Source organism: Vibrio harveyi NBRC 15634 = ATCC 14126 = KCTC 12724 (assembly GCF_001591145.1).
GTDB classification, from domain to species: Bacteria; Pseudomonadota; Gammaproteobacteria; order Enterobacterales; family Vibrionaceae; genus Vibrio; species Vibrio harveyi.
Map to the genome: position 1 here is coordinate 41346 of NZ_BCUF01000034.1, position 23802 is coordinate 65147.

The window sequence follows — 23802 nt, forward strand, 5'->3', positions numbered from 1 at the left end:
ATAACGATTAGTGGACAGCTTTTTTTCTAGGTTCGGACGTATAATTTAGATTATCAGTAGCGTAAATCCGTTACCCGAACCAAGGAGTAGGTAAAGGACAATGACTGAATTACTTCAAAGCCTCAGCACACAGAATGAGTTCGTTGCTCGCCACAATGGACCAAACAAATCTGACCAACAAAAAATGTTGGAAGCGATCAACGCAGTAAGCCTTGATGCGCTTATCGACGAAACCGTACCAGCGCAAATTCGCCTAGAGCAGCCAATGAGCTTGGCAGAAGCGAAAAGCGAAGCAGACATGCTGGCAGCAATGCGTAAGTTCGCCGATCAGAACCAAGTTAAACGTACATTCATTGGTCAGGGTTACTACAACACCTTCACGCCAAACGTAATCCTACGTAACGTGATGGAAAACCCGGGCTGGTACACCGCTTACACCCCTTACCAACCAGAGATCTCACAAGGTCGTCTAGAAGCACTTCTAAACTACCAACAAATGGTGATGGATCTTACTGGTATGGAAATCGCGAACGCGTCACTGCTCGATGAAGCAACGGCAGCAGCAGAAGCGATGACACTTTGTAAGCGTGCGGGTAAGAGCAAGAGTAACGTATTCTTCGTTGCTGACGACGTTCACCCGCAAACCATCGAAGTGGTAAAAACTCGTGCGAAATTCATCGGCTTTGAAGTACTCGTTGGTTCTCTAGAATCACTACCAGAGCAAGACGTATTCGGCGCGCTAGTTCAATACCCAGGCACAACGGGTGAAGTTCGTGACCTAACGGACATCATCGCAAAAGCGCAAGCAAACAAAACGTTGGTAACGGTAGCGACTGACCTATTGGCTTCTGCCCTACTAAAACCTGCTGGTGAAATGGGCGCAGACGTAGCAATCGGCTCGGCACAACGTTTCGGCGTTCCTATGGGTTACGGTGGTCCACACGCAGCCTTCATGGCAACACGTGACAAGCACAAGCGTACTATGCCAGGTCGTGTTATCGGTGTTTCTATCGATACCAACGGCAACCAAGCTCTTCGCATGGCAATGCAAACGCGTGAGCAGCACATCCGTCGTGAAAAAGCGACATCAAACATCTGTACCGCTCAAGCACTACTAGCGAACATGGCGTCTTTCTACGCGGTTTACCACGGCGCAGAAGGTCTACGCACGATTGCTCGTCGTACGCACCACATGACAGCCATCCTAGCTGCTGGTTTAACTAAAGGCGGCTTCGAGCTTGCTCACAACAGCTTCTTCGACACCATCACAATCAATACTGGTGCACAAACTGAAGAGTTATACGCAAAAGCACTAGCGGCAGACATCAACCTACGTAAGTTGGGTACTCAGCTAGGCGTAAGCTTCGACGAAACCACAACCGTGGCAGACGTAGAAGCCCTATTTGCAGTATTCGGTGTGAAAGAAGAAGTCGCAGCACTATCAACTGAAATTGCAGGCAACGAATTTGCAGCGATTCCAGAAGCACTGCGCCGCACAACAGAATACCTAACGCACCCTGTGTTTAACACGCACCACAGCGAAACACAGATGATGCGTTACCTAAAACAGCTAGAGAACAAAGACTTCTCGCTAACGCACGGCATGATCCCACTGGGCAGCTGTACGATGAAGCTGAACGCAGCAGCAGAGATGATTCCAGTAACTTGGCCTGAGTTTGGTTCGATCCACCCGTTCGCACCAGCAGAACAAGCAGCCGGTTACGCCGCACTAGCAAAAGATCTTAAAGAGAAGCTATGTGAAATCACAGGCTACGACGCATTCTCACTACAACCAAACTCTGGTGCATCAGGTGAGTACGCAGGTCTTATCGCAATTCAACGCTACCACGAAAGCCGTGGCGAAGGTCACCGCAACGTATGTTTGATCCCAAGCTCTGCACACGGTACTAACCCTGCGACAGCGTCTATGGTGTCAATGAAAGTGGTTGTTGTTAAGTGTGATGAAGAAGGTAACATCGACGTCACCGACCTAGCAGCGAAAATCGAGAAGCACAAAGACAACCTATCAAGCATCATGATCACTTACCCTTCTACGCACGGCGTATACGAAGAACAAGTGAAAGAAGTATGTGAAATGGTTCATGCAGCGGGCGGTCAGGTTTACCTTGACGGCGCAAACATGAACGCACAGGTTGGTCTAACAACGCCGGGCTTTATTGGCTCAGACGTTTCTCACCTAAACCTACACAAAACCTTCTGTATCCCACACGGTGGTGGCGGTCCAGGCATGGGGCCTATTGGTGTGAAATCGCACCTAGCGCCTTTCCTACCGGGTCATATTGAAAACGGTGCAGATGGCGAAAACTTCGCAGTATCCGCAGCGGACATGGGTAGCGCGTCTATCCTGCCTATCTCTTGGGCTTACATCGCAATGATGGGCGAAGCTGGTCTAACAGACGCAACGAAAGTAGCGATTCTGAACGCGAACTACGTGATGGAGCAATTGCGTCCTCACTACCCTGTTCTTTACCGTGGCTCAAACGGCCGTGTAGCGCACGAATGTATTATTGACATTCGTCCACTGAAAGAAGAAACAGGTATCAGCGAAGAAGACATCGCGAAGCGTCTAATGGACTACGGTTTCCATGCACCAACTATGTCGTTCCCTGTAGCAGGCACGCTCATGGTTGAGCCAACAGAATCGGAAGACTTAGAAGAGCTAGACCGCTTCTGTGATGCGATGATCGCAATCCGTGAAGAGATGGCGAAGGTTAAGAACGGTGAATGGCCGCTAGATAACAACCCGCTTGTAAATGCGCCACACACTCAAGTTGACCTAGCGAAAGATGAATGGGATCGCCCTTACTCTCGCGAGCTTGGCTGCTTCCCTTCTAAAGCAACCAAATCTTGGAAGTACTGGCCAACAGTAAACCGCGTAGATAACGTATACGGCGACCGTAACCTAATCTGCTCGTGCCCAAGCATTGATAACTACGAAGATTAATTTTTGTAGAATCTAAATAGACAAAGGCGAACCGAATGGTTCGCCTTTTTGTTTGAGGGAAAATTTATAAAACTTGTTTATGGACAAGAATGAGTTAGATTTCCTGCTCTAACTCACCGATCTAGGATTAGCAACACTAAGCCATATTTTCTAGCTGCAAAATGTAAGACCTGACTCCATCGTGTTTTGTAGCTACGAATGCTTCCACAAGACCATATTGAATGAACTTTACCAAGTGACTTTTGAAAAAGCTGTATAGTTTGATGGAGGAGTTGCAGAAAGCAAATAGATATCTTAGAGGATAGGAAATCAATCTGGGCTGACAAAAATCTAACCCAGATATAGTCTGACAGTCACCGAGTCGAAAAGTGGGTAACTGTCAGATCAGGTCTGAATTAGTACACCTAAATTTAGTCTCGAAGTGTCCTTAGCTGCCCGTTTCTAAACTCCAACTCATTACATGAATCGCTAAAGTCTATTAAGAATGGGCTAGCGGATTGGTTTCTTTCTGTGGAATAGGTAATATAAAGTTCATCTTCTGCTCTGGTCATAGCAACATATAGGCGTGAAACTTCTCTTGATTCCTCATTTGACGTATTTGGCATTAAGTTTGCTGAGACACCCGCTATGAATACATAACTGAATTCAAATCCTTTTGCTGACTCAATTGTACTAATACAAACCTGCTTCGCGGCTTCGACTGTAATGGAGTCTTGAATCTTCTTAGAACTGATTCCTTTTTGCTTGAGAGCTTCAAATACATCATTTCTGATTTGATTATTTAAACCAATTACGCAGATCTGAGGGTAGCAGTCTGTTTCATTAACATCTTGATAATGTGTAATAATTTCATCAATTTTGTTTACAATAAACTCTGTCTGATCAGCGTTGCTTCGAGTTTTGACTATAAAGGGTTTTTCACCATGCTTACTTGGAAAGTCGGGCTTCGTCGGTTTACTAATATTATCCTCATCAACATCCGCAAATTCATACTTTTCGATGAGCGAGTATGCGGTGTTCATTATTTCTTTAGTATTTCGGTAATTCTTCTTTAAAACGTAGCTTCTGTTGGCAACATTCACACCGGAGTGCTTGAGGGTGAACCCTTTGTTGTAGACGGTTTGAGCTCCATCGCCGACAAGGAATAAGCCGTTTTCTGCTTCCGAAAGAGCTTCGCTTTTATCCGTTTTGAGACTAGATAGCATTGCAATCTCAAGCTGAGATAAATCCTGAACCTCATCGATGAGAACACATCGGTATGGTGTGTAGGCTTTGAGTTTTTGATTAATTGATATGAGGTCTGTTTGAACTGCGATACTTGACTCAATTGAAAGTTCGTCGCTATTTAACAGGCTAATAGCAAAACTAATAACGCCTTCATAGTCAAGTTTACATAGTGTTTTGAGCAGTTCAATTTTCTCTAACACCAACTCCAAGACAATTCTTCTTTCGTCTTGAGTAAGAGCGATACCCCGCCCAACACGTTTGAATGATTTAGTATCAAGGTAAAGTTCGAAGTTTGACGGAGTGAGTCTAGTACGAATGTAGAAAATCTCATCTTGCAAGAACTTCTTGAGGCGTTTGTCATCGAAAGAGCGAAACTTACTTGCTCTATAGAGTTTATGGTTTTTTATTGTTTTTATGGCATCTTGGTAAAAGTTACTAATTATATCTGTAGTTGCTTTTGTATACGTACTGATGCCTTTGGGGTGAACACTTTCGATAATGTTTGTTGCAAATCCATTTACGGTTGAAGTGTGAATATAACTAGCTTCGACTCCACATAGCTCAGTAATGAGAGATTGAAGCAGCTTTCGCATACTTTCAGTTAGGGTCACAAGTAAAATTGGTTGTTTGTACTTTTTAGCTAGATAGCGGGCGCGGTGCAGCATTACACATGTTTTTCCGCTTCCAGATACTCCTCGTAATCGAGAAGGGCCTTTAAAATCTTTAACTGCGATTTTTTTTTGCTCTGGGTGAAGAAATAATAACCAGTCTGCCCAAGTCGCATCTTCGGGTAGCTGTTCCACTTCATCCCAAGTAACAAAAATTTCACTATTTACGGGGTCTAACATTGCTAACTCTAGCTGTTCTTGAGTTGCTAGCTCAACTAAACCAGCTTCAAAGTTTAGTCGTTGTTTAAGCTCTTTCAGCTCCCCTTTGTGCGCGTGAGTGAATAAGTCATCAAAAGTGATCGCCATGTATTCATTGGATTTTTCTTCTATGTGATTAATGATACCTCCTGAATCACATTCCCATTCTTCTCCAGTGACACCAAGCAGGTATGTCTCGAGTTCGGGTTGAAGCTGGAGACCTTTTAGTTCTTTTGAGTTTAAATGACGTAGTAGAGGAAGTTGTAGTAAGTCTTCAGGTGAGGTCAGATCTGGTTCAACGAGTTTAGTTTCGTTAGGAGCTTCAGAGCTTACTTGTATAAATTCTAGTGTGTTATCTTTTTTATCTTTTACCCATCTATAATTTTTGTGGGACTCTATCCAACTTTCAGTATCTTCGTGGTCACCCGCAAATAGAAAAGCCCTGAGTTTACTTTTTCCATCTACAAGTTGAACTACAAGGCGAAAACCATCACCAAGATCATATTTTTCTGCATTTGGAAGCCTACTCTCACCGTTATTGGTTCGTTTTAGCTCGGCAATTTGACCTTCACTGGCAGCTTCTTGCATTGCAGCTCGTGTTTTTTTAATCGCATCTTTTCCTTTTTTTCCCGATTTATTTAGCTTTCGGAAACATTTATTCATGTACTTTGTTTGTATTACTTTACTCACGGTAGGCTCTTATAGGTTATCTCTACTACAACTTATCATTATGCATATAATTACCCATGAAAATTCGATTGCTATCACAACTTTCGCCAAGCAAACCAACCCACTGAATTATCACAAAAACTAGGTTAACTATAGCGAAGTGAGCAACTAAACGGGTTTAACTCTTTAGGGCATTTCGTGTTTTATGCCTCGTCAACACGCTTCTGGACAAAAATGTGTCTGTGATATTACTAATTTAGAGATTTATGGATTAAATAAGTATGGCAAATGAAAGCGAAAAGCCCAGGCTGAATAATATTCCTACCCCAAATAGCAGTTCTTGTATGTAAAGGGCATTAGATACTAGAAGGCCTGATAGCGATGCCATTTCTCAAGCCTTTTTTCTTTCAACTTTCCGTGCAGAAAATTTATTCTCATTTGCTACAGGTTTACCTCACCTGAACCATTAAACTTAAAGTTGCATGATGCCCATATCCGTATATGGGCTTAGCCATTAGAGAAAAGCAAGTAGAACTTGAAAGTTGGTTAAACTACACTTTAAGGCTTGCGGAAACATAAGCAACAGTGCAACTTCTAGTTATGAAATATATAATTACTCTTCAAGTAACCTCGTAAATAGTGAGTCAGCAGCGTCATCAAGCCGATCAATTTCCTCGACATTGAAGTGCTCCCAGTTTTCTGATTTGAACAGTCGGGATTCGATCAAAACATAAGAACGTGGATCTCGTTCCAGAACTCGTACAATATCTTGAGCATGAAACCAGCTAATCGGCGACATCAAAACTTGTTCCAATAGAGACATCCAATCAGTTATGTTGGTGAATCGTGAATGTTCAGTCAATCGCCGGAATCCACGCCAAAGCGAAGGATTAACATCATGTTGTGATCCAGTCGACGTCTTATCAAAGCGTTGCGACCACCGATAAAGAAGACCACTTAGAACTGGATCTATCTCTGGGCAGTCAACCTGAAGTGCCAAGATGCAAAGCCCTTCAAATAACTCGTCCGTTCCTGAAGCAACATATCGCATCAACGTTGGGGCTATACGTTCATCAATATGTTTCTGCACATATGCATACACACTCGGTTCATACAAGACCTCGATCATAACATATTCATATTTAGAGAGTTCTTCGTAAAACCGGGAACTATTGTTCATTGCACATAGGCACACCAAATATTTTCTAACAAAATCCTTAGACCAACGTTCGGTCATTAGTTTATTCAGCCAAGGGATAGGCAGACCAAAACTGTTTGCAGCGGCTACTGCAGGCCTAAGAAAAGCATGTGGAGATTTGCTCGAACCTTTAGTTGTCCATTGATGTTGTGCTACTACATGACCACTCGATGTAAACTTAATCATTGGGATATATGTTTCAACACCTTCGCGGTGATCATTCACGGGGTCAGATAGTCGAATAAGTTGTTCGCATTGTTCAGACGATATGTTATCAAGCACCAAAGGTGCTGATGATTCGAAATTGGCAGTAGTGCCGGATAACGCTCGAACTGCATCATCGTATGTAATGCATGTTTCAGACCTCGTTCTTTTATATTCAGGTGCCGTCGATGGCTTCTCTTGTTGTACAGTAACTCTCCTGTCGCTCATGTTATCGATAACGCGATGCAACAATCCATCTCCTTGACACGGTGATGCATCAACCAAAACCCTCAAATGTTCGGTATCTACGTCCCCAGCACGTCTACGCTCCATTAAGCACTTCATTGCAATCCAAATGTGCTCTGCATTTACGAGCTGTTGTTCAATAAGCTCTGGTTGTCCACAAAGACGCAATGAGCGAAGCGTAGCACTTTGCAACAGTGGAATATTCACCTCATTGAGAACACGCTCAGGCGCTTCTCGACTCTCCGGCCACCCATGAATGGACAAACGGTCATATAGCCAACTAGCAGCCGCAGACCCAGATGGAAGCCCTTCTTGGTTCCACGAGTCATTCCAAACTTCGTCGAAAAGCCCAGAAAAGAAGTCGATGAAACTATCTCTTCCTCTTGCAAAAATACGGCACCATCCCATTTGACTATCTGTGAGGACAAAAGATATCAGACTGTGATACGCAAGATTTTTGCTGTGATCAATTTTCAGAGGTGAAGACTCTCCCATAATGACTGGAACAATCCGCTCTAAAGCAACACTGTAAGGTAATCGACCCGCTGCAAAAATAGCAGAACGTCGTAACTGCCAGTTTAGAAGTGGATCGACTGCGATTCTGATAAGCTCGTCGGCATTATCTACATCACCTAAGCGCATTGTGAGGATGCACTGCCACAACTGAATTGCGGGAGACTTGAGTCGACCTCGCAAAACTAAAGCCGATTTTGCTCCTGACGCTACAATTGCAGTAGCAATTCCTACAGCTAACGTTTCTTGGTCCTCTTTCGCATATGCCTCAAGCAAAGCAGATAAAGCGATACGAGAACGCCTTCGAGAGAGGCTTAAAGCTGCACTTTGACGAATTTCTGGATTTGAGTTAGTCAAAGCTTCAGCGAGCATTGTAGTTACTTCAGAATAAGATAGTTCGCCTAGCTTCATAAGCGCGGGTATAGCTAAGTGGATACCTTTTGAGTCCATGGAAGCCATGTGCTCTTCTAGGAGTTCAATAGCCTCGATGAACGGTTTTTGGTGGCATAACATCAGAAACAGAAAGTCCCAGACCTTCTTCTCCTTTATGTCTATTTCTACTACCTTTAGGCGTTTATAAATATTACCTAGGTCTTCGCCTGCATACGCTAATATGGAAAGCGCAGTAAATCTGTCTTCAATTGTAGTACTGTGATCGAATAGTTGAGCCTGATATTTGCTTGAGTCAAAAAAGGCTGGCTGAAGTACGGGCAGTAGAGCAGAAAAAGCTCTAATACTGTCTTTCCTGTTGGCAAATGACTCACATAAATGGAAAAGCGAAGGTTCAGCAAGAAAAACCAGAATTCGGATTGCATTCTCAATGACACCCTCTTCATGGTGACCTTCTCTAAGAACCTCAATACAATGTGTACGTAAATTGGCTCTTGAAGACCAGACCCCCTTAGTAAGTGGACCCAGTAATGCTGATTTAGAAATAAGCATTGAAGACAGCTTTACTCGAGGCATTGCAGCTAAAAATTCCACGGTATCATGAAGACTATCTATATAGAGATTAAAGTCACGCGTGGAACAACTTTTACGTGTATTGTTTGACTCTTGATGGGTGGATATAAAATAAAAGGCAGCCCGTAAAGCTTCGCGACGACGATCTCGCAGTAATATTTTGAGCAACATTCCCTTGATGTTAGGAGGACAACTTTTGAATAGCTTAAGAGTGTCTGAGTTTATTGCGCAACCTTTACGTAACATTGCCACATCCAACCGACCTAGCGCCGATTCTATTTGGTCTTCATCAACTGCGTTATTGATCGAGAAAGCGATTAGGTTGTGTAGTTGTTCCGGAGCGAGTTCAAGTATCGTTTCAATAATAGCTGACGACCACTGATAATCAGAGAAATACCGTTGTGGTTGTTCGCGAATTACTCCAAAAAGACTACTGGCCGGCACCGGCTCGCCCAACTCCTTAATAATGCTGGTTAATAAATAAATATGCTCAACAGTTTGAGTGGTAGAAATAACACCAATAACGTCTTTGGCGGATAATAATTTATGACGTATTACGTAGGCAGAAACAGCAGACCATTGCTCTCCCCGAAGAAATAACTCGCGAGATTGCTCCTTGGCTTCAACAAACTTACCGGCCTTCTCTAGGTGCAAGATTTCAGCTGTTATCAGTCCTTGTGCACTATACCATGCAGCAAGTGCCTGATGAGCAGAGCGGCGAACGCCAATTGCAAGCATTCCTTCTAGACCGGCACGCACAGTTTCGTGCATTTCAAATGAGTCCTTGTCGTGGTATCGGAGCAAACCTTGTGCAAGGAGCTCACTAATGCCATTTCCTATATTTTCATCTGGAAATATTTCTTCGGCGTCCTTACGCAGGAACGGTAATGCAAAGCATACTAGCTTTTCAGCAGCACTTCGTGCTCCAGGACTAATCAGGTTAAATCGCTTTTGCTCAGCATAAGCCAACATATCTTCTGCAGGTTGAGCGGCAATCTTAAGCATATCCGGTATGGATGCGGCCCTTGCTATTGCCTGTGCCAACTTGGCAAATAAACCTGAAGAGCGGCCAACTGTAACCTTTTGGTATATACCCCTGAGCGCAGCCCAGTCTGGGGTGGAGCTGGGATGATAGTTTGATACAAGTTTTACAAATTCTTCAAAGCTGAAACCACGAATGTCTAGTCTACTTACACCATACTCATCTCTTTCAAGAGGAGTCATTTCACGTAGAGCACTTTCTTGACCGAACACTCCAATATGAATAGATGAAGTTGATAAGGCTCGAATAAAAGTAGCTAGATCTCTAGAGAAAGCTGTACTGCAAGTACCTTCAACTAAGTCAATAAGGAGTAGTATGTCGCGTGGCATAACTGAGTATGAATGAGCAAGGCACTTCAGCGTATTTTCTTCCGTTGGACCATTCGTAACCGCGATGGAGAACGGTTCGAGAATGCCTTGACGACGTAAGTGAAAAGCAACACCAGTAAGTACGTCGCGTAGGCTAGTATCTGGCCGAACTTCAACGTAATGTATTAACCGTTTTGGATTTACGGCTCGTGACCTTTCAGCTATCTCTGCCGTAAGTGTTGTTTTACCTGATCCAGAAATACCAATTGCCTCAATAGCTTTTCCAGCCCATTCTGTGGTAAACCGTTCTGTGAGATCGTGCCTAGCTACATGATCACAGCTTAGTTCAGGTAAATTCTTGATAGGAATCATTTGCGGCCAAACACAGCGCAATTCAATTTCTAATTCTTCCAGATTAAACGACCGTCCAGGTTGTTTCGATATATCGTTAATAAACCCTCTTAAGTTACGGAACAGCGCATTCTCTATAACTGCTCGTTGAAGAGAGTACCGTTCCATCAATCTATCATAAACTCGTTGTATAACCTCTTGTTCGGAACCATACGTAGCTTGGATTTCAATTCTTGCCAATATGCTAGGCAATGAACTATGCAGTTCAGTTACCTGAGCGGCATACAGATTGCTTACCTCCTCTTTACCTACTTTGCTTCGTGCTAATTCTCTAAATTCGGAGAGTAATGTTGATTTCGCTTTCTCTGGCTCTGTAGAAAGCATGGAGGGAACTTTCCAACTTACGACCTGGCTACGCACTGTTGTCTCAAGGCAAATTTTAGAGAGCGTCTTACTTCTTGCTAAGCTGTGCACTACACTCCAGTATTCCTGTGTAGCAGAAACAGGGGCTCTGTCACTAGCATTAATGAGTGATGAAACAGAATCATTAACACTGTCGCCGACGATCCAAAGTTGAGTATGGTCGTTTCCTGACAAATGTTTTATAGCGTTTGGTAATAGCTCCTTAGCTATTAATGACAACGTCCATGGAGTAGGTTTAAGCTCACCACTGTTATACTCTGCTGGTTTTTTTATCTGTATATATTGCTTGTGCTCCGTGTCACCATCAGTCCATGACAAATCAAGATCATCTAATCCTTCAGGCCTAGCTTTCGCACAAGATTCATACTGCTCAAAGTGCTTAAATAGCCTATCTAGGATGACTGTTGCCTGATAGTCGAACCCCTTAATTGCACTAATTCCACCTGACATGAATAGTTTACTCCACTGGTAATGCACTAATACACATAGCTTTTAATTGCATGCTATACAAACATCAGATATTAAACTAGATGCAAATTAGATGATATTCGCGATAAATCACGGGGATTTTGTGATGAATAGAATGCTCCAGCTCAACAAAGTTACTATGCACCACACGAGCAATTAGGCATTACACTTCCAATTTCTAGTAGCTCAAAACGCGTACAGGTGCGCAAACAGCTACCCTAGATGCGTTCGATACGTATACTCTATTTAGTCGGCTAAAACCCGTTTTTCTATCCGCTATGATTCCGCCTTTAATTTATAACTAATAGGTTAGTGAGAAAAAGAAATTATTAGATTGATAAATGGAGCATACTTTCTCACTACGCTAGCTGTAGATTCCATTCGGATAACTTCTTGTAGGGCAAACTCGCATTAACAGAATGTTAATGAGCATTTACTCTGTCTCGTATTGGGGCAGAACTAAGCTAGAGAGGCCGTAAGACAACATCAACATAGAATAGATGTATTCGTCGTAATTCCGTTTCACTTTTTTTGGTTCATTTTAAACACTAACTCCCCCAGCGCGCTTCCTGAGATTCCTTGTCTCGCCTAGGCTCGCTGGAATGACCCACCTAAAGCGCCGAGTGTAGTGGTTCAGCTTGTGTGTCTAAATTTGAGTAATCCACTATCACCAAGCTTCAAGATCGAAAAAGGCGAATCGTGTGGTTCGTCTTTTAGTATTGGATTGGATGAGTGACTTGAGGCTGAGATGTTTAGGGTGCTAAACCGAAATCAATCAAGAGCAATAACCTGACCTCCCCTAATCACCAGTCAGGTTATTGCTCTTTACCACCGCGACGTAGTTCTCAATCACTGGGTGAGCAAACTGTTCCGGCTCGTACATCACCCAACGTTGCGCTACGGTGAGGTCAGTAAACGAACCATCCTTAAAATCACCGCGCCATCGAACATCAAACTCAGCGGCATATTTACCTTCGCCAACAAGGTAAGAGACATCAATACTCTCGATATCGTGGTCGTCAGGCAGCAATAAGTCATGTATCCAATTATGTGATTCCATAAATTCATTTTAAGCGAGGCTTTAGTTTGAAGACGAACTTCGCAGCCCACACTACAGTTGTATCAGCCGTCGAGCCAAAGACGTTGATGTGAGTTTTAAAGCGAAAATGGGCTTGGTATGCCTAAAACTTGCCGTGTTGGCTTACTATCAATCTAAATAAGACTGCTCGGCTTCGACAACGAATTACGCAGCAAAGCCAACCATGAAAGTAATGGACATATTATTTACATTATTTTTTAAAGTGCGCCTAGATATACGATTTAGCATGACTTAATTTGAAAACTGGGGCAGCCCTAGGCTAGCACTTGAGTTCATTAGGACATAGTATCGCCTCACGCGGGGGGATGAGTTGACCTATGTACGAGATTGGCAAGCGAATGGTCAAAATACTGGTTTTCCTTATGAGTGCCACAATATTATTGCTCTCAACAGGTTGTAACGCAGATATGTTTAATTTCTTCAAATCAAAAAAGTTTCAATACACACTTAGCTCAGAGATCACTGGCAGCTTATACTTAGACGGAAAAGCGTTTACTAGCGGGGTAGTTTATCTACACACGGCTTTTTCTAACAACCGTTATATCACCGAGACAATGACGTCAGAAAAGGGGTATTTTCATTTCGAACCCACATACCACTATCAGACGTTTAAAGAACCTGCCCTTCATGAATCCTCTAGCTACATTGGCATTTACATTTTTGTAGATGGCAAAAAATACTACTTACTAGAAGCTCGATTTTCTGATGTGAAACCCTATGAATTTATTTCAGATAACCTTCTTGATTTAAGTTGTGAGATTAATTCGGACGAATATCATTACTTTTTTAAAAATAGATTTGTTGAGAATGGTCTCGATCTTGAAGTTATTAGTAGGTGCGATTTGAAAGGATTTTCTGAAAAAACATTACTAAACAAGGACACGTAATAATTGATATTAAATAGATTTAATGACCAATTTTTCTTACAAAACCCGTACTGCGCCTCCTTTCAAAATGACGATGCAGGATTGCTTCCCGCGGTACGCTTAGGCAGACTCCTAGGCTCGCTGGAATGACCCATCTGTAACGCCGAGTGTAGTGGTTCAACCCTTGAGTCTGAATTAGCTCTACCTCATGAACACCAAATCCTAAGAGCAAAAAAGGCGAACTCACTGGCTCGCCTTTTTGAAAGTAAGGATTTGTTAGCTCACTTTCGATGCAGCGTGCTGCTCTACCATAAACGCGATAACTTCTTCGTTTAAGCAAGATTTGCTGATGTATTGGCGTTGTTTACCAAGATGAAGGATAAAGCCCAAATCGGTTTGTTCGAGTTGGTCGATTTCTTTCCAAGCGAGGCTGCGATCGATTTTACCGCTTTTGTAGCGCACGCCATCCGCGTTAACTTCAAACACCACTTTGTTGCCACGGCTTGAACTAATGGTTTGACGCCACAGCCACCACGTTCGCTTGCAGTAAACGCTGAACGCTTCAATCACACTCAATACGATAAAGAACCAACCCACATAACCGTTAGGTAGCAGTTCAAACTCCAATAAAACCACACCAAAAATAAGAAACAAGATCCCTTTCAGGAATGCGTGTGGGAACTTAACTGGCTGGCTAGTTTGATCATAACACTCTGCGAAGAATGGTTTGTCGAGTGTGTATTCTGTGGTGAATTCGAAATCTTTAGACATGTATGGCTACTTTAAGGTTTCTGTGAATGAGTCTACTTGGTTGCTCTCTCGCAACGCGTGCATTGTAGCGCTTCTCTTGGTTTATCTTTAGTCCTTTTGATTCTGTTTTGTAAATCAATAATAACGAAACATTAGAAGGCCTCGGTGCACTAGCCAAGATCAAACAAAGCGAACCATTTGGCTCGCCTTGTTAATTAATGGTCTATGTTAATTAATGACCTATGCGACTTCTTGAGCTTTCTACTTTAGAGGGTCGTTATCTGGCAAAGCACTGTGTATCCACACTGCCAGTCTGTGTTTGATGTTTGCGCCGTCGAGCTTGCTTTCTGGCAGTGGCGTGATTTGCTTGGCATCGACCAAGAATAGGTAAATCGCTTTTACTCTTACAGGTTGTGGTGACTGCGGAAGGTCAAAGCCTTGTAGCTTCGCCATCTTCCCGCCAATCTCTAGTGCCTTCTTAACCAGTTTGTCTTCATTCTGAAGCTTGGAGCTTTTTGACATTGATAGATTCCTCTTCTTCGCTTCCAGTAAGAATACATTAAGTGTCACGTATGGCGTGTTAGTAAGCTCGCATATTAGTAAGATTCCGTAACATTGCCGCGCAACTGATTAAACAACGACCAGGCATGCTGATATTGGCGATACAGCAATGTAGGCAGGTCACTTCACCACATTGCTTCTGGTTTCAAAATGCCCCCTCTTTTTATGGTCTCTGAGCGTTTTCATTGGCTTTTTCTTTGAATCAATTTCAAACAAATAACTTTAAATGATAATTATTATCATATTTGTGCTTACTTTATAAAATCCTACTGATAAGCTCAGCTTTGCTTCTCGATACTGAAATTGAGAACACTTACATCGGTCGAGTTAAACCTCTCTTCCGATTGAAAAATTAATAAAAACCATAAATAACAGGCTACTAACTATGAACATTAAAAGAAGCTTCGCCGGTCTGGCAATTTTCGCTGCATTTAACGCTACGGCTTACGAACACTATTCTGTGTTTGAAGATTACATTGACCAAGGTCTGGTCACTGCAAACCAATCTCGCTTAACACAAATAGCAAAGTCTAACCAAGGGCAACTGACTGTAGCTGGCACGTACTCATACGATCAGCTAGGACGAGTAACACAGCGCGACTACGCAGACAGTACATTTGACTACGCCTATAACGATGCAGGTTTTTTGGAATCTGCGCGTGCGCTAATGAAGCACGGCTCAATCAACAGTTACGTAAGACACACCAAAGAAAACTTCATCTCTCAATACAGCTATAACGAACTCGGTCAAGTTGATGTTGAGAATAAGCAAGTCTTTCAGGATGAGGCTGCCGATCTTAACGGTACACCTATCGCGACATATCGAATTCAATATACGTATGGTGCTGATGGCAAACTTCTTCAACGCCGCCAAGTACCGCAGTCTGGCGACGATATGTCTGTTCGCGAATTTCATTACTCCTACCATGAAGATGGTAAGTTAAGAAAAATCCGTGAGGTTAAGCTCTCGACACCAAAGGAAAAGAGTACCCTCTTACTGCAATACTACCCGAATGGCGAAATCAAAAAAGCAACTCAGAAGTTGTTCGGCAAAGGCACCAAAACCTTTGAAATGGAGTATGTGGATGATGGTTCATTGGTTTATGGTGTTTACTATGTAGATCCAGTGAAAGAGTGGAAAGTAGACTTAGATTTCTTTGGTCTTGCCTTCCATCCAATTAAATCAATGAAACAAACCGCTGGCGATGCAGTCAGCACATACCGCTATCAATACCAGAACAGCGACGGTGATACTCTGCCAGATGTGGCACTGCTAGAGGTCACACTGCCAAACTTTAGCCAAACTATTCAGTACAATATGACGAATAGATAACGCTAAACCCTTCTCGAAGATATTCTCGTATCAGACTATCAAGGAAGACCGCGCTTCTGGTCTTCCTTGTTTCCCAGTAAAAAAACCGTGACAAAGCAGCAAGCTTATATGTCAACAAGACAAAGTTACCCTGCATCTATCTGGATACTTGTATTGGTCAACTTTGCTATTAGCCCACCTACTCGTTCTCGCATATCCTGCCTTTGTACGATCATATCAAGAGCGCCATGCTCAAGTAGAAACTCACTTTGTTGAAAGCCATCCGGTAGCTTTTCTCGCACGGTTTGTTCAATCACACGACGCCCTGCGAACCCGATTCTGGCTGCAGGTTCACCAATGTTGATGTCCCCCAGCATAGCCAAACTTGCAGAGACGCCGCCGAACGTTTGATCAGTCAATACCGAGATATAGGGCAAGCGTGCATCAGACAAACGCGCTAATGCTGCACTGGTTTTTGCCATCTGCATTAACGCCATTAAGGACTCTTGCATACGAGCGCCACCACAAGCTGAAAAACAAACTAATGCACAATTATCTTCTATTGCTGTATCGACGGCATCAACAAAACGAGCCCCTACGACCGACCCCATTGAACCTGCCATAAATGAAAACTCGAATGCACATGCGACAATGGGTAAACCTAGTAGCTCGCCTTTCATTGCAACTAATGCATCTTTCTCTCCAGTATTCTTTTGAGCAAGTGCGATACGTTCTTTGTAGCGCTTTTTATCCTTAAAATTGAGCATATCTGTTGGCTCATATTCACTGCCAATTTCTATCCGCTCCCCTTTATCCAAAAAGCTATCCAAACGATGCCGAGCTGACATCCGCATATGATGTTGACATTTTGGGCAAACTTCTAGGTTCTCCTTAAGGGCGAGCCAATACAAAACTTGTTCGCAAGAATGACACTTGGTCCATACCCCCTCTGGGATGGATGCTTTGCGCGTACTGATGATGCTCTTTTTATCTAATAGCTTTTCTAGCCAACTCATTAGGATCCTTCAACTTAGAAACAACGTTATCGAGCATTGTATTAACCTGTTTCAAGTAATAAAGTGCACTTTACTGGCTTTATAATCCAATAATATGGGATAAACCAAAATGCTTGAGAGAATTGATCAGCAATGGCTAAAGAGCTTCCATTGTGTCTATGAAAACAATAGCTTTAAGAGAGCCGCCGAGTTTTTATCCCTGCCGACTTCAAATGTCAGCCGCCATATTGCTTTACTAGAAGAACAACTTGATGTGCGATTGTTTGATAGAACAACCCGAAGAATATGCGCTACAGATGCCGGAGAGCACCTCTACATACGTACGCAACCTCTTTTGGACAAACTGAATGATGCGCTCGAAGAAGTCACGCAACACTCACATCAAGTCACGGGACAACTTAACGTTTTAATGCCAGATTCACCGGAGTTGGCGCGAGCGGTTGTCTCTTTCTGTTCTCAACACCCTGCGATTTCATTGAGTTGCGAGACCAACCTAAGCCCTAAAGAGGATTTGCTTGATGGGTTTGATGTTATCTTGAGTTTTCATCGTGGAAAACTTGAAGACAGCAATTGGATTGCCAAAGAGATTAAGCGCTGGTCTAGCGTTGTTGTCGCCTCACCTATACTGCTGCAAGCATGCCAAAAACCTTTCAAAATTAACGATTTAAAACACCTTCCTTGTATTAGCAGTTTTACTGCATTGAAAGGAATGCCTTGGGTTTTCAAAAACTCAGAAGGAGAGCAGATAACTCAACGAGTACAATCTGCATTTAAGGTTAATAGTCGGCAACTTGCTAAAGCCGGCGCGTTAGCAGGATTTGGCTTTGCTATTCTGCCCGAAGCGTTCTGCTATGAAGACGTACAATCCGGAGTACTGGAAGTCGTTGAGCTTGAATACAAGCCAGAAGATTTGGCGTTATACGCCTTTTACGCTTCCAGAAAGCACGTAGCGAAGAAGATCCCGATGTTTATTGAGCATTTGAAACGTTTGTCGAGCATTTGAAACACTCAATACATAACACGAACACTAAATAAACCCGTCCCCTCTCCTGCACTTGTTCAATTTACCACTTATTGCTCAACTGGCGTCACTTTTGATTCGTCGTCAGGTTGAGACCACTTGATGATGGCGCGTAGGTTCATAGAGAAGAAGATGATATTGGCGATTATCATTGCCACGCTGCCTGTGAGATACCCAACTGCAATCCAACTGGTGTTTCCGCACATCATTAAGATGAAACCAATTTTGTTCTTGTTTCCGATTTGCCAAATGGCAAGAAACGTAAGTACCATCGCAACCCAGTCGATCCCATAGTACTGAAAGTATTCCATTGTCCTCTCTATGGATGTAACACTTTAAAACGGTGAGCAAGCGCCTTAATGAAGCTTTAACACACCACTTTAATGATAAAAACAACAAGGCGAAAATGCCGCGCGTAGTGAATCTTTTTTGAATATTTGATGATTACTAGAACCAAAAGCTACCAAGTTTTATCGAGATCTCGAGCGTACAAAGAAATGGCTCGCTGATACTCTTTAATTGCATCGCTGTTGGTGGTGGACACTAAGAGTTCGAGTAACAATGATGTGGCTTCTTTATGTCGACCCACATTGTAAAGACACATTGCATAAAAAGGCTGAACTTCGATCGCATTAGGGTATTCATCCAACGTTTGTTCAAAATAGCTTAATGCTTCTGAATACTCGCCAAGGCTTCGGTAGGTACTCGCTAAGCCGAACAACGCATCAAATCTTTCTACCGAAGAGAGTGTTCCTGAAAGCGCAGACAAGTAATGACCGATTGCTTCTTGCTCTTTGCCTTCATTGTCGTACGACCAAGCGATTTGTAAGTGCGCTTTTGCGGCAAAATGTTCATCGTCTAGTAGTGTTGTAAGTAACGCTCTCGACGCTTGATACTTAGCTTCTTTTCGCAGCTCAATTGCTTGTTTGATGATCGTTTCCATAATTTCCCTCGAAGCTAAAAGCGCTCGTTTAAAGAGCGCGCAATCGCAATGTCTTTGTTGGAATGAATCAAGAATAGTAAATAACCTAACTCACACAGTCTACCCATCATAACCTTTCTTTTTGTATCCGTTTCGTTGATACTCTTGCCCCTTATCGTTCAGTTGGAAAACTTTCATGCCCCAAGCTAACTCTGTTGTCGTACTCGACTTTGAAACCACTGGTCTCTCTCCGAATATGGGTGACCGCGCCATTGAAATCGGTGCAGTAAAATTAGTCGACGGTGAGGTTGTCGATAGTTTTCAGCAACTGATGAACCCAGGCTTTAGAGTCAGTTCTTTCATCGAGGGTTACACTGGCATTACCAATAACATGTTACGCACCGCACCAAGCTGCGATGAAGTGATGGCATCATTCAGCGAGTTCATTGCCGGTGAAAACCTTATCGCCCACAACGCATCTTTTGATAAGCGCTTCCTCGATGCGGAGCTTGAACGAATCAACTGTGGTTACTCAGGCGAGTTTGCATGCTCATTGCTAGTGGCAAGACGTTTAATTCAAGATGCTCCTTCTCATAAACTCGGAGAACTAGTTCGCTTCAAAAACATCGATAATGACGGCGTTTTTCACCGAGCGTTAGCCGATGCACAGATGACAGCAAAACTCTGGATTGAAATGGTCGAGGGCTTGGAGCAATCCGGCATTCACAATCCAAGCTTTAAGTTTATGCAAACCGTGAGTAAAACAGCGAAAGGGAAAGTCGATCTGCTACTCGCGAAAAACCGCGCTTAGATCTCGCGACTATGATGTTTGTTCTCAAGCATCATAGTAAAGGTAAATAATCTATGGTTGTTTATGATTAGAAATACCTAATCGTTAAGAGTCGCGCTCGTTTTTCATCATAAAACCTTGATACAGAGCTTCGAGCTTAGCATTCAGCTCCTCATCATTTTTTGCAGATACAGTACCTATCAAAGTTGCGCCGCTTGCCGTACCTATTGTTACATCAAAGTTTTCATTATCCGTACTTTCGACAAAGACATAGTTGTCGTTCTCTCTGTCGTAGAAAGAAGCAAAATTATCGTCAATAGATGTATTAAATTTCATAAATCAACCCGTCAAAACCGTAATGATTGTGACTCTTTTTTAAGGTCGGTAATACAGGTATATGTTAATTCTCAGTCTCATTCCACAATCAGATGCAATCAACATATCTATTAGTTTCTACATAAGGGTTCTAAAGGGTTAGATACGTAACCTACTCGGCATCCCAGTCATCAACTTTTTGGACTATGATGTCGACAACACTAGCAAACTCTCTACCTTTTGGGGTTAAACCATAATTCACAGTCACAGGGATAGTGTCTTCTTGTTTTCGCCAAACAAACCCATATTCGCACAGTAACTTCAAGCGTTCGGTGAGCACCTTGCTTGAAACCAGCGCTAATTGCTTGCGAATTTGACCGAATCGCATCTCTTCTTGTTGCCCGAGCAACCAAACGATGTGAGCAGTCCACTTAGTCGATATCAATGTTAAGTATTTATCCACGCTGCAATAGCCAACAGGCTGTACTTGATGATTTACTTTTGACGACATCGCCCTTCCCTAATCCGTTTTTTACCGCCAGTGTAATCAAACACTACACCTCAGACCATTAGTTACCTGAGAGTAACTAGTTACTTTTGGGAAGCTAATTTTAATTCGTAACTAACCGTTCTATCTTGAATTGGCAATTAGGCAAAGGGACGAAAGCTGCCTGAGCCAATAATTAGAGGATTACGTTATGCGATATATTTTTCTGTTTATTTCTTTTGTCTCACTTGGTTTACATGCGGAGACGCTCTATCCGAAGCCACAAACACCATCAGAGTTACATGCATTATTTGGTCAATACTTTGCGGATAAAGATTTGGAGGGATTAGGAACACTTTTCCATCAAGATGCGGTATTTATTTTGGATAAAGAAGGCAATCAAGCCAAAGGGCAAGAAGCGATCAAACGCGTATTGGAAGGTTTTATGAAAGGCGATGTCACCATGCATACAAAGCGCGTTTCCATCCACATTAATGATGACATTGCCATGGTGCGTTCAGATTGGGAAATAATGAACACTTCGCAAGGTGCAACTCAGACAAAAAACGCGATACAAGGAACGGCATTGGAAGTCATGCATTATGTAGATGGAGGTTGGGTTTATGTTATCGATAATCCCAATGGCTTTTGAGGTCAATATTCGGCGTCGACAACATGCTGCATGAACTTCGCTTCTGCTTTTGAGTAACATTGTTCCCCCACATAGATTTCGCTTTGTAGTAGAAACATTCCTCGTTTGCTCTTTACGCAATGCGCCTCAACGCGAATGATGGCATTAAGGGGAACCGGTTTGATAAAGCGAACCTCGAGCTTTGCTGTCATCGCACATATCTCTTGAGCAAAAAGGCAGTGGGTCATAGCCGTGTCATGCAAAGCGCAGATTGCTCCGCCTTGCATGACACCTTGATATCCCTGAACTTTCTCTGTTGGTACGATTTCGCACTGCACGCCGCCATTCGGCATCTGAGAAAACTGAACAGTATCGTTGGCGTTGAAAAATGGCTGGCAACACACTGCACACTGCTGGTGGTTTTTGGGGTTGTGGTGTGACATAAAATCCTTCTGTATCTGAGACGTCTCTGAACTTAAGCTGCTTTAATAAGAGCGTTCACGAATCATGCATCTAACTCAACATTCAAAGGTGAGAGGCGCTTATTCATTGGTAATGGGATATGAACTGTAGCCCTAATTATTAGCATATGCCAATAACAAATAGTGAGAAATTAGGTTCCATGAGACTGTGTTCTTTTTAACTAATGAACCATGACTCGAATCAGACGCGCCACTGGTCACGTCTCAAAAAGTCGCTTACTATGCCAAGTACCTATAAAGCTTTGTGAGCTACTCATGAGCAGTAAAAATAATAAAAACCTTGGCATTCTTCTTAAACTCAACACCTTTATTTCGCCTTATAAATGGCGTGTCGCTGCTGCCCTAGTCGCACTTGTCGCGACAGCAAGCCTAACGTTGTCCGTCGGTTATGGCGTACGTATCTTGATTGACCAAGGCTTTGCTCAGCAATCATTACAAGAGCTAACCAACGCGATTCAGTTTATTGTTGCCGTCACTTTATGTATTGCCGTTGGAACGTTCTTCCGCTTCTACCTGGTTTCTTCGGTTGGAGAACGCGTCAGCGCAGATATTCGCCTTGCGGTGTTTAATCATGTGATTACCCTGCATCCGAGCTATTTTGAGACCAACAGCAGCGGCGACATTATGTCTCGCCTCACGACTGATACGACTCTACTTCAGAGCATTATTGGTTCGTCGTTTTCCATGGCGATGCGCAGCGCATTGATGTGCTTTGGTGCGATCATTATGTTATTCGCTACTAACGTTAAGCTCACCTTGATTGTTTTGGCGTCTGTGCCTTTTGTCTTGGTGCCGATATTAGTTTATGGCCGGCGCGTTCGTGCTTTATCGCGTCAAAGTCAAGACACAATGGCGGATGTGGGCAGCTACGCTGGCGAAGCGATAGAACACATTAAAACGGTGCAAAGCTTTAGCTCAGAGCAGCATGAACGCGCAGCGTTTGCTGTCGAAGTAGAAAAAGCCTACGAGGTAGGCAGACAACGCGTCAAACAGCGCGCAATCTTGATCTCCGGCGTTATTGTGATTGTTTTCAGCGCTATTGCAGGCATGCTTTGGGTAGGTGGCAGTGACGTTATTCATGGCAAGATGTCGGCTGGTGATTTAGCTGCGTTTGTGTTCTATGCCATCATGGTTGCATCCTCTACTGCCACTATTTCTGAAGTGATGGGAGAATTGCAACGAGCCGCTGGTGCAACCGAACGATTGATTGAGATCCTGCAAGTTGAGAGTGATATCAGTGTACCAAGCCATCACCTTACTATTACCGACCGCATGCCTGCAGAAGTCACGTTTGACTCAGTGAACTTCAACTACCCTTCTCGCCCCGATCAGCCAGCTATTAAAGGATTAAATCTCAAAGCAGAACAAGGGAAAGTGTTAGCCTTGGTTGGTCCTTCTGGTGCCGGTAAAACAACGCTGTTTGAGCTGCTACAACGATTTTACGACCCGCAGCAAGGACATGTATTGTTTGGAGGTGAAGATATTCGACAGTTCGATCCTAACGATCTTCGCCGCCAAATGGCATTAGTCCCACAGCAACCCGCATTGTTTAGCCATGATGTATTCCACAATATTCGCTACGGTAATCCGGAAGCCACAGACGAACAAGTGATTGAAGCAGCAAAGAAAGCCCATGCTCATGAATTTATCGAAAAGCTACCTGACGGCTATCATAGTTTTTTAGGTGAGCGTGGCGTAAGGCTATCTGGCGGTCAAAAACAGCGAATTGCCATTGCTCGTGCAATTCTAAAAGATCCGAAAATTCTGCTGCTTGATGAAGCCACCAGCGCACTGGACAGTGAGAGTGAACATCATGTTCAACAAGCGCTTGAAGCCTTGATGAAAGACCGCACTACGTTGATCATAGCACACCGCTTATCGACAATTCAGCACGCAGATAAAATTGCAGTACTCGACGGTGGCGAACTGATTGATATCGGTAATCATCAATCACTGATGCAAAGCTGTGAACTGTATCAACGATTGGTCGCGTTGCAGTTTAAACATCTAGAATAGCGACGGCGTTTAGCGCTAGTGATGTTAACGAAACAAAGAAACTATACCCAAATGACTTCAAGATGCAGGATTCAGAGCGTTGTCATTGATT

Annotated in this window: 18 protein-coding genes; 7 read left to right on the forward strand and 11 right to left on the reverse strand. The window is 43.2% G+C overall.

The window, feature by feature from the left end; translation table 11 throughout:
- Positions 1–100 precede the first annotated feature (100 nt).
- Positions 101–2965 (forward strand): aminomethyl-transferring glycine dehydrogenase, encoded by a 2865-nt coding sequence (gene gcvP, locus VHA02S_RS17170; RefSeq protein WP_038898897.1) that lies wholly within the window; start codon positions 101–103, stop codon positions 2963–2965.
- A gap of 410 nt (positions 2966–3375) precedes the next feature.
- Here the strand turns inward: gcvP and VHA02S_RS17175 are convergent, their stop codons facing one another.
- The 3 genes from VHA02S_RS17175 to VHA02S_RS17185 all read right to left on the reverse strand — a co-directional run bounded on the left by VHA02S_RS17175 (position 3376) and on the right by VHA02S_RS17185 (position 12503).
- Positions 3376–5748 (reverse strand): 3'-5' exonuclease, encoded by a 2373-nt coding sequence (locus tag VHA02S_RS17175; RefSeq protein ID WP_050567824.1) that lies wholly within the window; start codon positions 5746–5748, stop codon positions 3376–3378.
- A gap of 592 nt (positions 5749–6340) precedes the next feature.
- On the reverse strand, positions 6341–11425 hold the full coding sequence (locus VHA02S_RS17180; RefSeq protein ID WP_038898896.1) for a HEAT repeat domain-containing protein: 5085 nt from the start codon (positions 11423–11425) through the stop codon (positions 6341–6343).
- Positions 11426–12242: 817 nt separating this feature from the next.
- Positions 12243–12503, reverse strand: a complete 261-nt coding sequence (locus tag VHA02S_RS17185; protein WP_038898895.1) for a hypothetical protein — start codon at positions 12501–12503, stop codon at positions 12243–12245.
- 356 nt (positions 12504–12859) lie between these two features.
- Between VHA02S_RS17185 and VHA02S_RS17190 the strand changes: the two genes are divergently transcribed.
- Positions 12860–13429 carry a DUF6795 domain-containing protein gene (locus tag VHA02S_RS17190; RefSeq protein WP_050567823.1) on the forward strand — a complete coding sequence of 190 codons (570 nt, stop codon included), beginning with the start codon at positions 12860–12862 and terminating at the stop codon, positions 13427–13429.
- A gap of 255 nt (positions 13430–13684) precedes the next feature.
- Here the strand turns inward: VHA02S_RS17190 and VHA02S_RS17195 are convergent, their stop codons facing one another.
- Positions 13685–14179: a YcxB family protein gene (locus VHA02S_RS17195; RefSeq protein WP_038898894.1), complete on the reverse strand. Its 495-nt coding sequence runs from the start codon at positions 14177–14179 to the stop codon at positions 13685–13687.
- 240 nt (positions 14180–14419) lie between these two features.
- Positions 14420–14680 carry a DUF5062 family protein gene (locus VHA02S_RS17200; RefSeq protein ID WP_005451643.1) on the reverse strand — a complete coding sequence of 87 codons (261 nt, stop codon included), beginning with the start codon at positions 14678–14680 and terminating at the stop codon, positions 14420–14422.
- Between the two features lie 424 nt (positions 14681–15104).
- On the opposite strand from VHA02S_RS17200, the gene VHA02S_RS17205 reads away from it, so the two are divergent.
- Entirely contained in the window at positions 15105–16052 is a 948-nt protein-coding gene (locus VHA02S_RS17205) for a lipase chaperone (protein ID WP_038898893.1), read from the forward strand.
- A gap of 125 nt (positions 16053–16177) precedes the next feature.
- Here the strand turns inward: VHA02S_RS17205 and accD are convergent, their stop codons facing one another.
- Complete coding sequence (gene accD, locus VHA02S_RS17210; protein WP_038898892.1) at positions 16178–17047, reverse strand: acetyl-CoA carboxylase, carboxyltransferase subunit beta; 870 nt, start codon at positions 17045–17047, stop codon at positions 16178–16180.
- 109 nt (positions 17048–17156) lie between these two features.
- Between accD and VHA02S_RS17215 the strand changes: the two genes are divergently transcribed.
- Complete coding sequence (locus VHA02S_RS17215; protein ID WP_038898891.1) at positions 17157–18050, forward strand: LysR family transcriptional regulator; 894 nt, start codon at positions 17157–17159, stop codon at positions 18048–18050.
- Positions 18051–18118: 68 nt separating this feature from the next.
- Here the strand turns inward: VHA02S_RS17215 and VHA02S_RS17220 are convergent, their stop codons facing one another.
- A complete protein-coding gene (locus VHA02S_RS17220) occupies positions 18119–18379 on the reverse strand; it encodes a nicotinamide mononucleotide transporter (RefSeq protein ID WP_038898889.1) in 261 nt (86 codons plus the stop codon).
- Positions 18380–18528: 149 nt separating this feature from the next.
- Positions 18529–19011 (reverse strand): tetratricopeptide repeat protein, encoded by a 483-nt coding sequence (locus tag VHA02S_RS17225; RefSeq protein WP_005451637.1) that lies wholly within the window; start codon positions 19009–19011, stop codon positions 18529–18531.
- A 175-nt stretch (positions 19012–19186) separates the two neighbouring features.
- Here VHA02S_RS17225 and VHA02S_RS17230 point away from each other — a divergent pair, with 175 nt between their 5' ends.
- Complete coding sequence (locus tag VHA02S_RS17230; protein WP_009696754.1) at positions 19187–19801, forward strand: 3'-5' exonuclease; 615 nt, start codon at positions 19187–19189, stop codon at positions 19799–19801.
- Between the two features lie 84 nt (positions 19802–19885).
- Here VHA02S_RS17230 and VHA02S_RS17235 read toward each other — a convergent pair whose 3' ends face one another.
- The gene (locus tag VHA02S_RS17235) at positions 19886–20116 is read right to left on the reverse strand and encodes a hypothetical protein (protein ID WP_038898888.1); all 231 of its coding nucleotides are present in this window, start codon (positions 20114–20116) and stop codon (positions 19886–19888) included.
- 151 nt (positions 20117–20267) lie between these two features.
- Positions 20268–20606, reverse strand: a complete 339-nt coding sequence (locus tag VHA02S_RS17240) for a winged helix-turn-helix transcriptional regulator (protein ID WP_005451632.1) — start codon at positions 20604–20606, stop codon at positions 20268–20270.
- A 187-nt stretch (positions 20607–20793) separates the two neighbouring features.
- Between VHA02S_RS17240 and VHA02S_RS17245 the strand changes: the two genes are divergently transcribed.
- On the forward strand, positions 20794–21234 hold the full coding sequence (locus VHA02S_RS17245) for a YybH family protein (protein ID WP_009696756.1): 441 nt from the start codon (positions 20794–20796) through the stop codon (positions 21232–21234).
- 2 nt (positions 21235–21236) lie between these two features.
- Here the strand turns inward: VHA02S_RS17245 and VHA02S_RS17250 are convergent, their stop codons facing one another.
- Positions 21237–21656, reverse strand: a complete 420-nt coding sequence (locus VHA02S_RS17250; protein WP_029789393.1) for a PaaI family thioesterase — start codon at positions 21654–21656, stop codon at positions 21237–21239.
- 294 nt (positions 21657–21950) lie between these two features.
- Between VHA02S_RS17250 and VHA02S_RS17255 the strand changes: the two genes are divergently transcribed.
- The gene (locus tag VHA02S_RS17255; RefSeq protein ID WP_038898887.1) at positions 21951–23711 is read left to right on the forward strand and encodes an ABC transporter ATP-binding protein/permease; all 1761 of its coding nucleotides are present in this window, start codon (positions 21951–21953) and stop codon (positions 23709–23711) included.
- Positions 23712–23802: the final 91 nt, after the last annotated feature.

Coding starts and splice junctions, on each gene's coding strand:
- VHA02S_RS17240 (WP_005451632.1), bottom strand. CDS start 20,606: ATGTCGTCAAAAGTAAATCATCAAGTACAGCCTGTTGGCTATTGCAGC.
- VHA02S_RS17250 (WP_029789393.1), bottom strand. CDS start 21,656: ATGTCACACCACAACCCCAAAAACCACCAGCAGTGTGCAGTGTGTTGC.
- VHA02S_RS17225 (WP_005451637.1), bottom strand. CDS start 19,011: ATGGAAACGATCATCAAACAAGCAATTGAGCTGCGAAAAGAAGCTAAG.
- gcvP (WP_038898897.1), top strand. CDS start 101: ATGACTGAATTACTTCAAAGCCTCAGCACACAGAATGAGTTCGTTGCT.
- VHA02S_RS17230 (WP_009696754.1), top strand. CDS start 19,187: ATGCCCCAAGCTAACTCTGTTGTCGTACTCGACTTTGAAACCACTGGT.
- VHA02S_RS17195 (WP_038898894.1), bottom strand. CDS start 14,179: ATGTCTAAAGATTTCGAATTCACCACAGAATACACACTCGACAAACCA.
- VHA02S_RS17235 (WP_038898888.1), bottom strand. CDS start 20,116: ATGAAATTTAATACATCTATTGACGATAATTTTGCTTCTTTCTACGAC.
- VHA02S_RS17205 (WP_038898893.1), top strand. CDS start 15,105: ATGAACATTAAAAGAAGCTTCGCCGGTCTGGCAATTTTCGCTGCATTT.
- VHA02S_RS17220 (WP_038898889.1), bottom strand. CDS start 18,379: ATGGAATACTTTCAGTACTATGGGATCGACTGGGTTGCGATGGTACTT.
- VHA02S_RS17180 (WP_038898896.1), bottom strand. CDS start 11,425: ATGTCAGGTGGAATTAGTGCAATTAAGGGGTTCGACTATCAGGCAACA.
- VHA02S_RS17215 (WP_038898891.1), top strand. CDS start 17,157: ATGCTTGAGAGAATTGATCAGCAATGGCTAAAGAGCTTCCATTGTGTC.
- VHA02S_RS17190 (WP_050567823.1), top strand. CDS start 12,860: ATGTACGAGATTGGCAAGCGAATGGTCAAAATACTGGTTTTCCTTATG.
- VHA02S_RS17255 (WP_038898887.1), top strand. CDS start 21,951: ATGAGCAGTAAAAATAATAAAAACCTTGGCATTCTTCTTAAACTCAAC.
- VHA02S_RS17185 (WP_038898895.1), bottom strand. CDS start 12,503: ATGGAATCACATAATTGGATACATGACTTATTGCTGCCTGACGACCAC.
- VHA02S_RS17245 (WP_009696756.1), top strand. CDS start 20,794: ATGCGATATATTTTTCTGTTTATTTCTTTTGTCTCACTTGGTTTACAT.
- accD (WP_038898892.1), bottom strand. CDS start 17,047: ATGAGTTGGCTAGAAAAGCTATTAGATAAAAAGAGCATCATCAGTACG.
- VHA02S_RS17200 (WP_005451643.1), bottom strand. CDS start 14,680: ATGTCAAAAAGCTCCAAGCTTCAGAATGAAGACAAACTGGTTAAGAAG.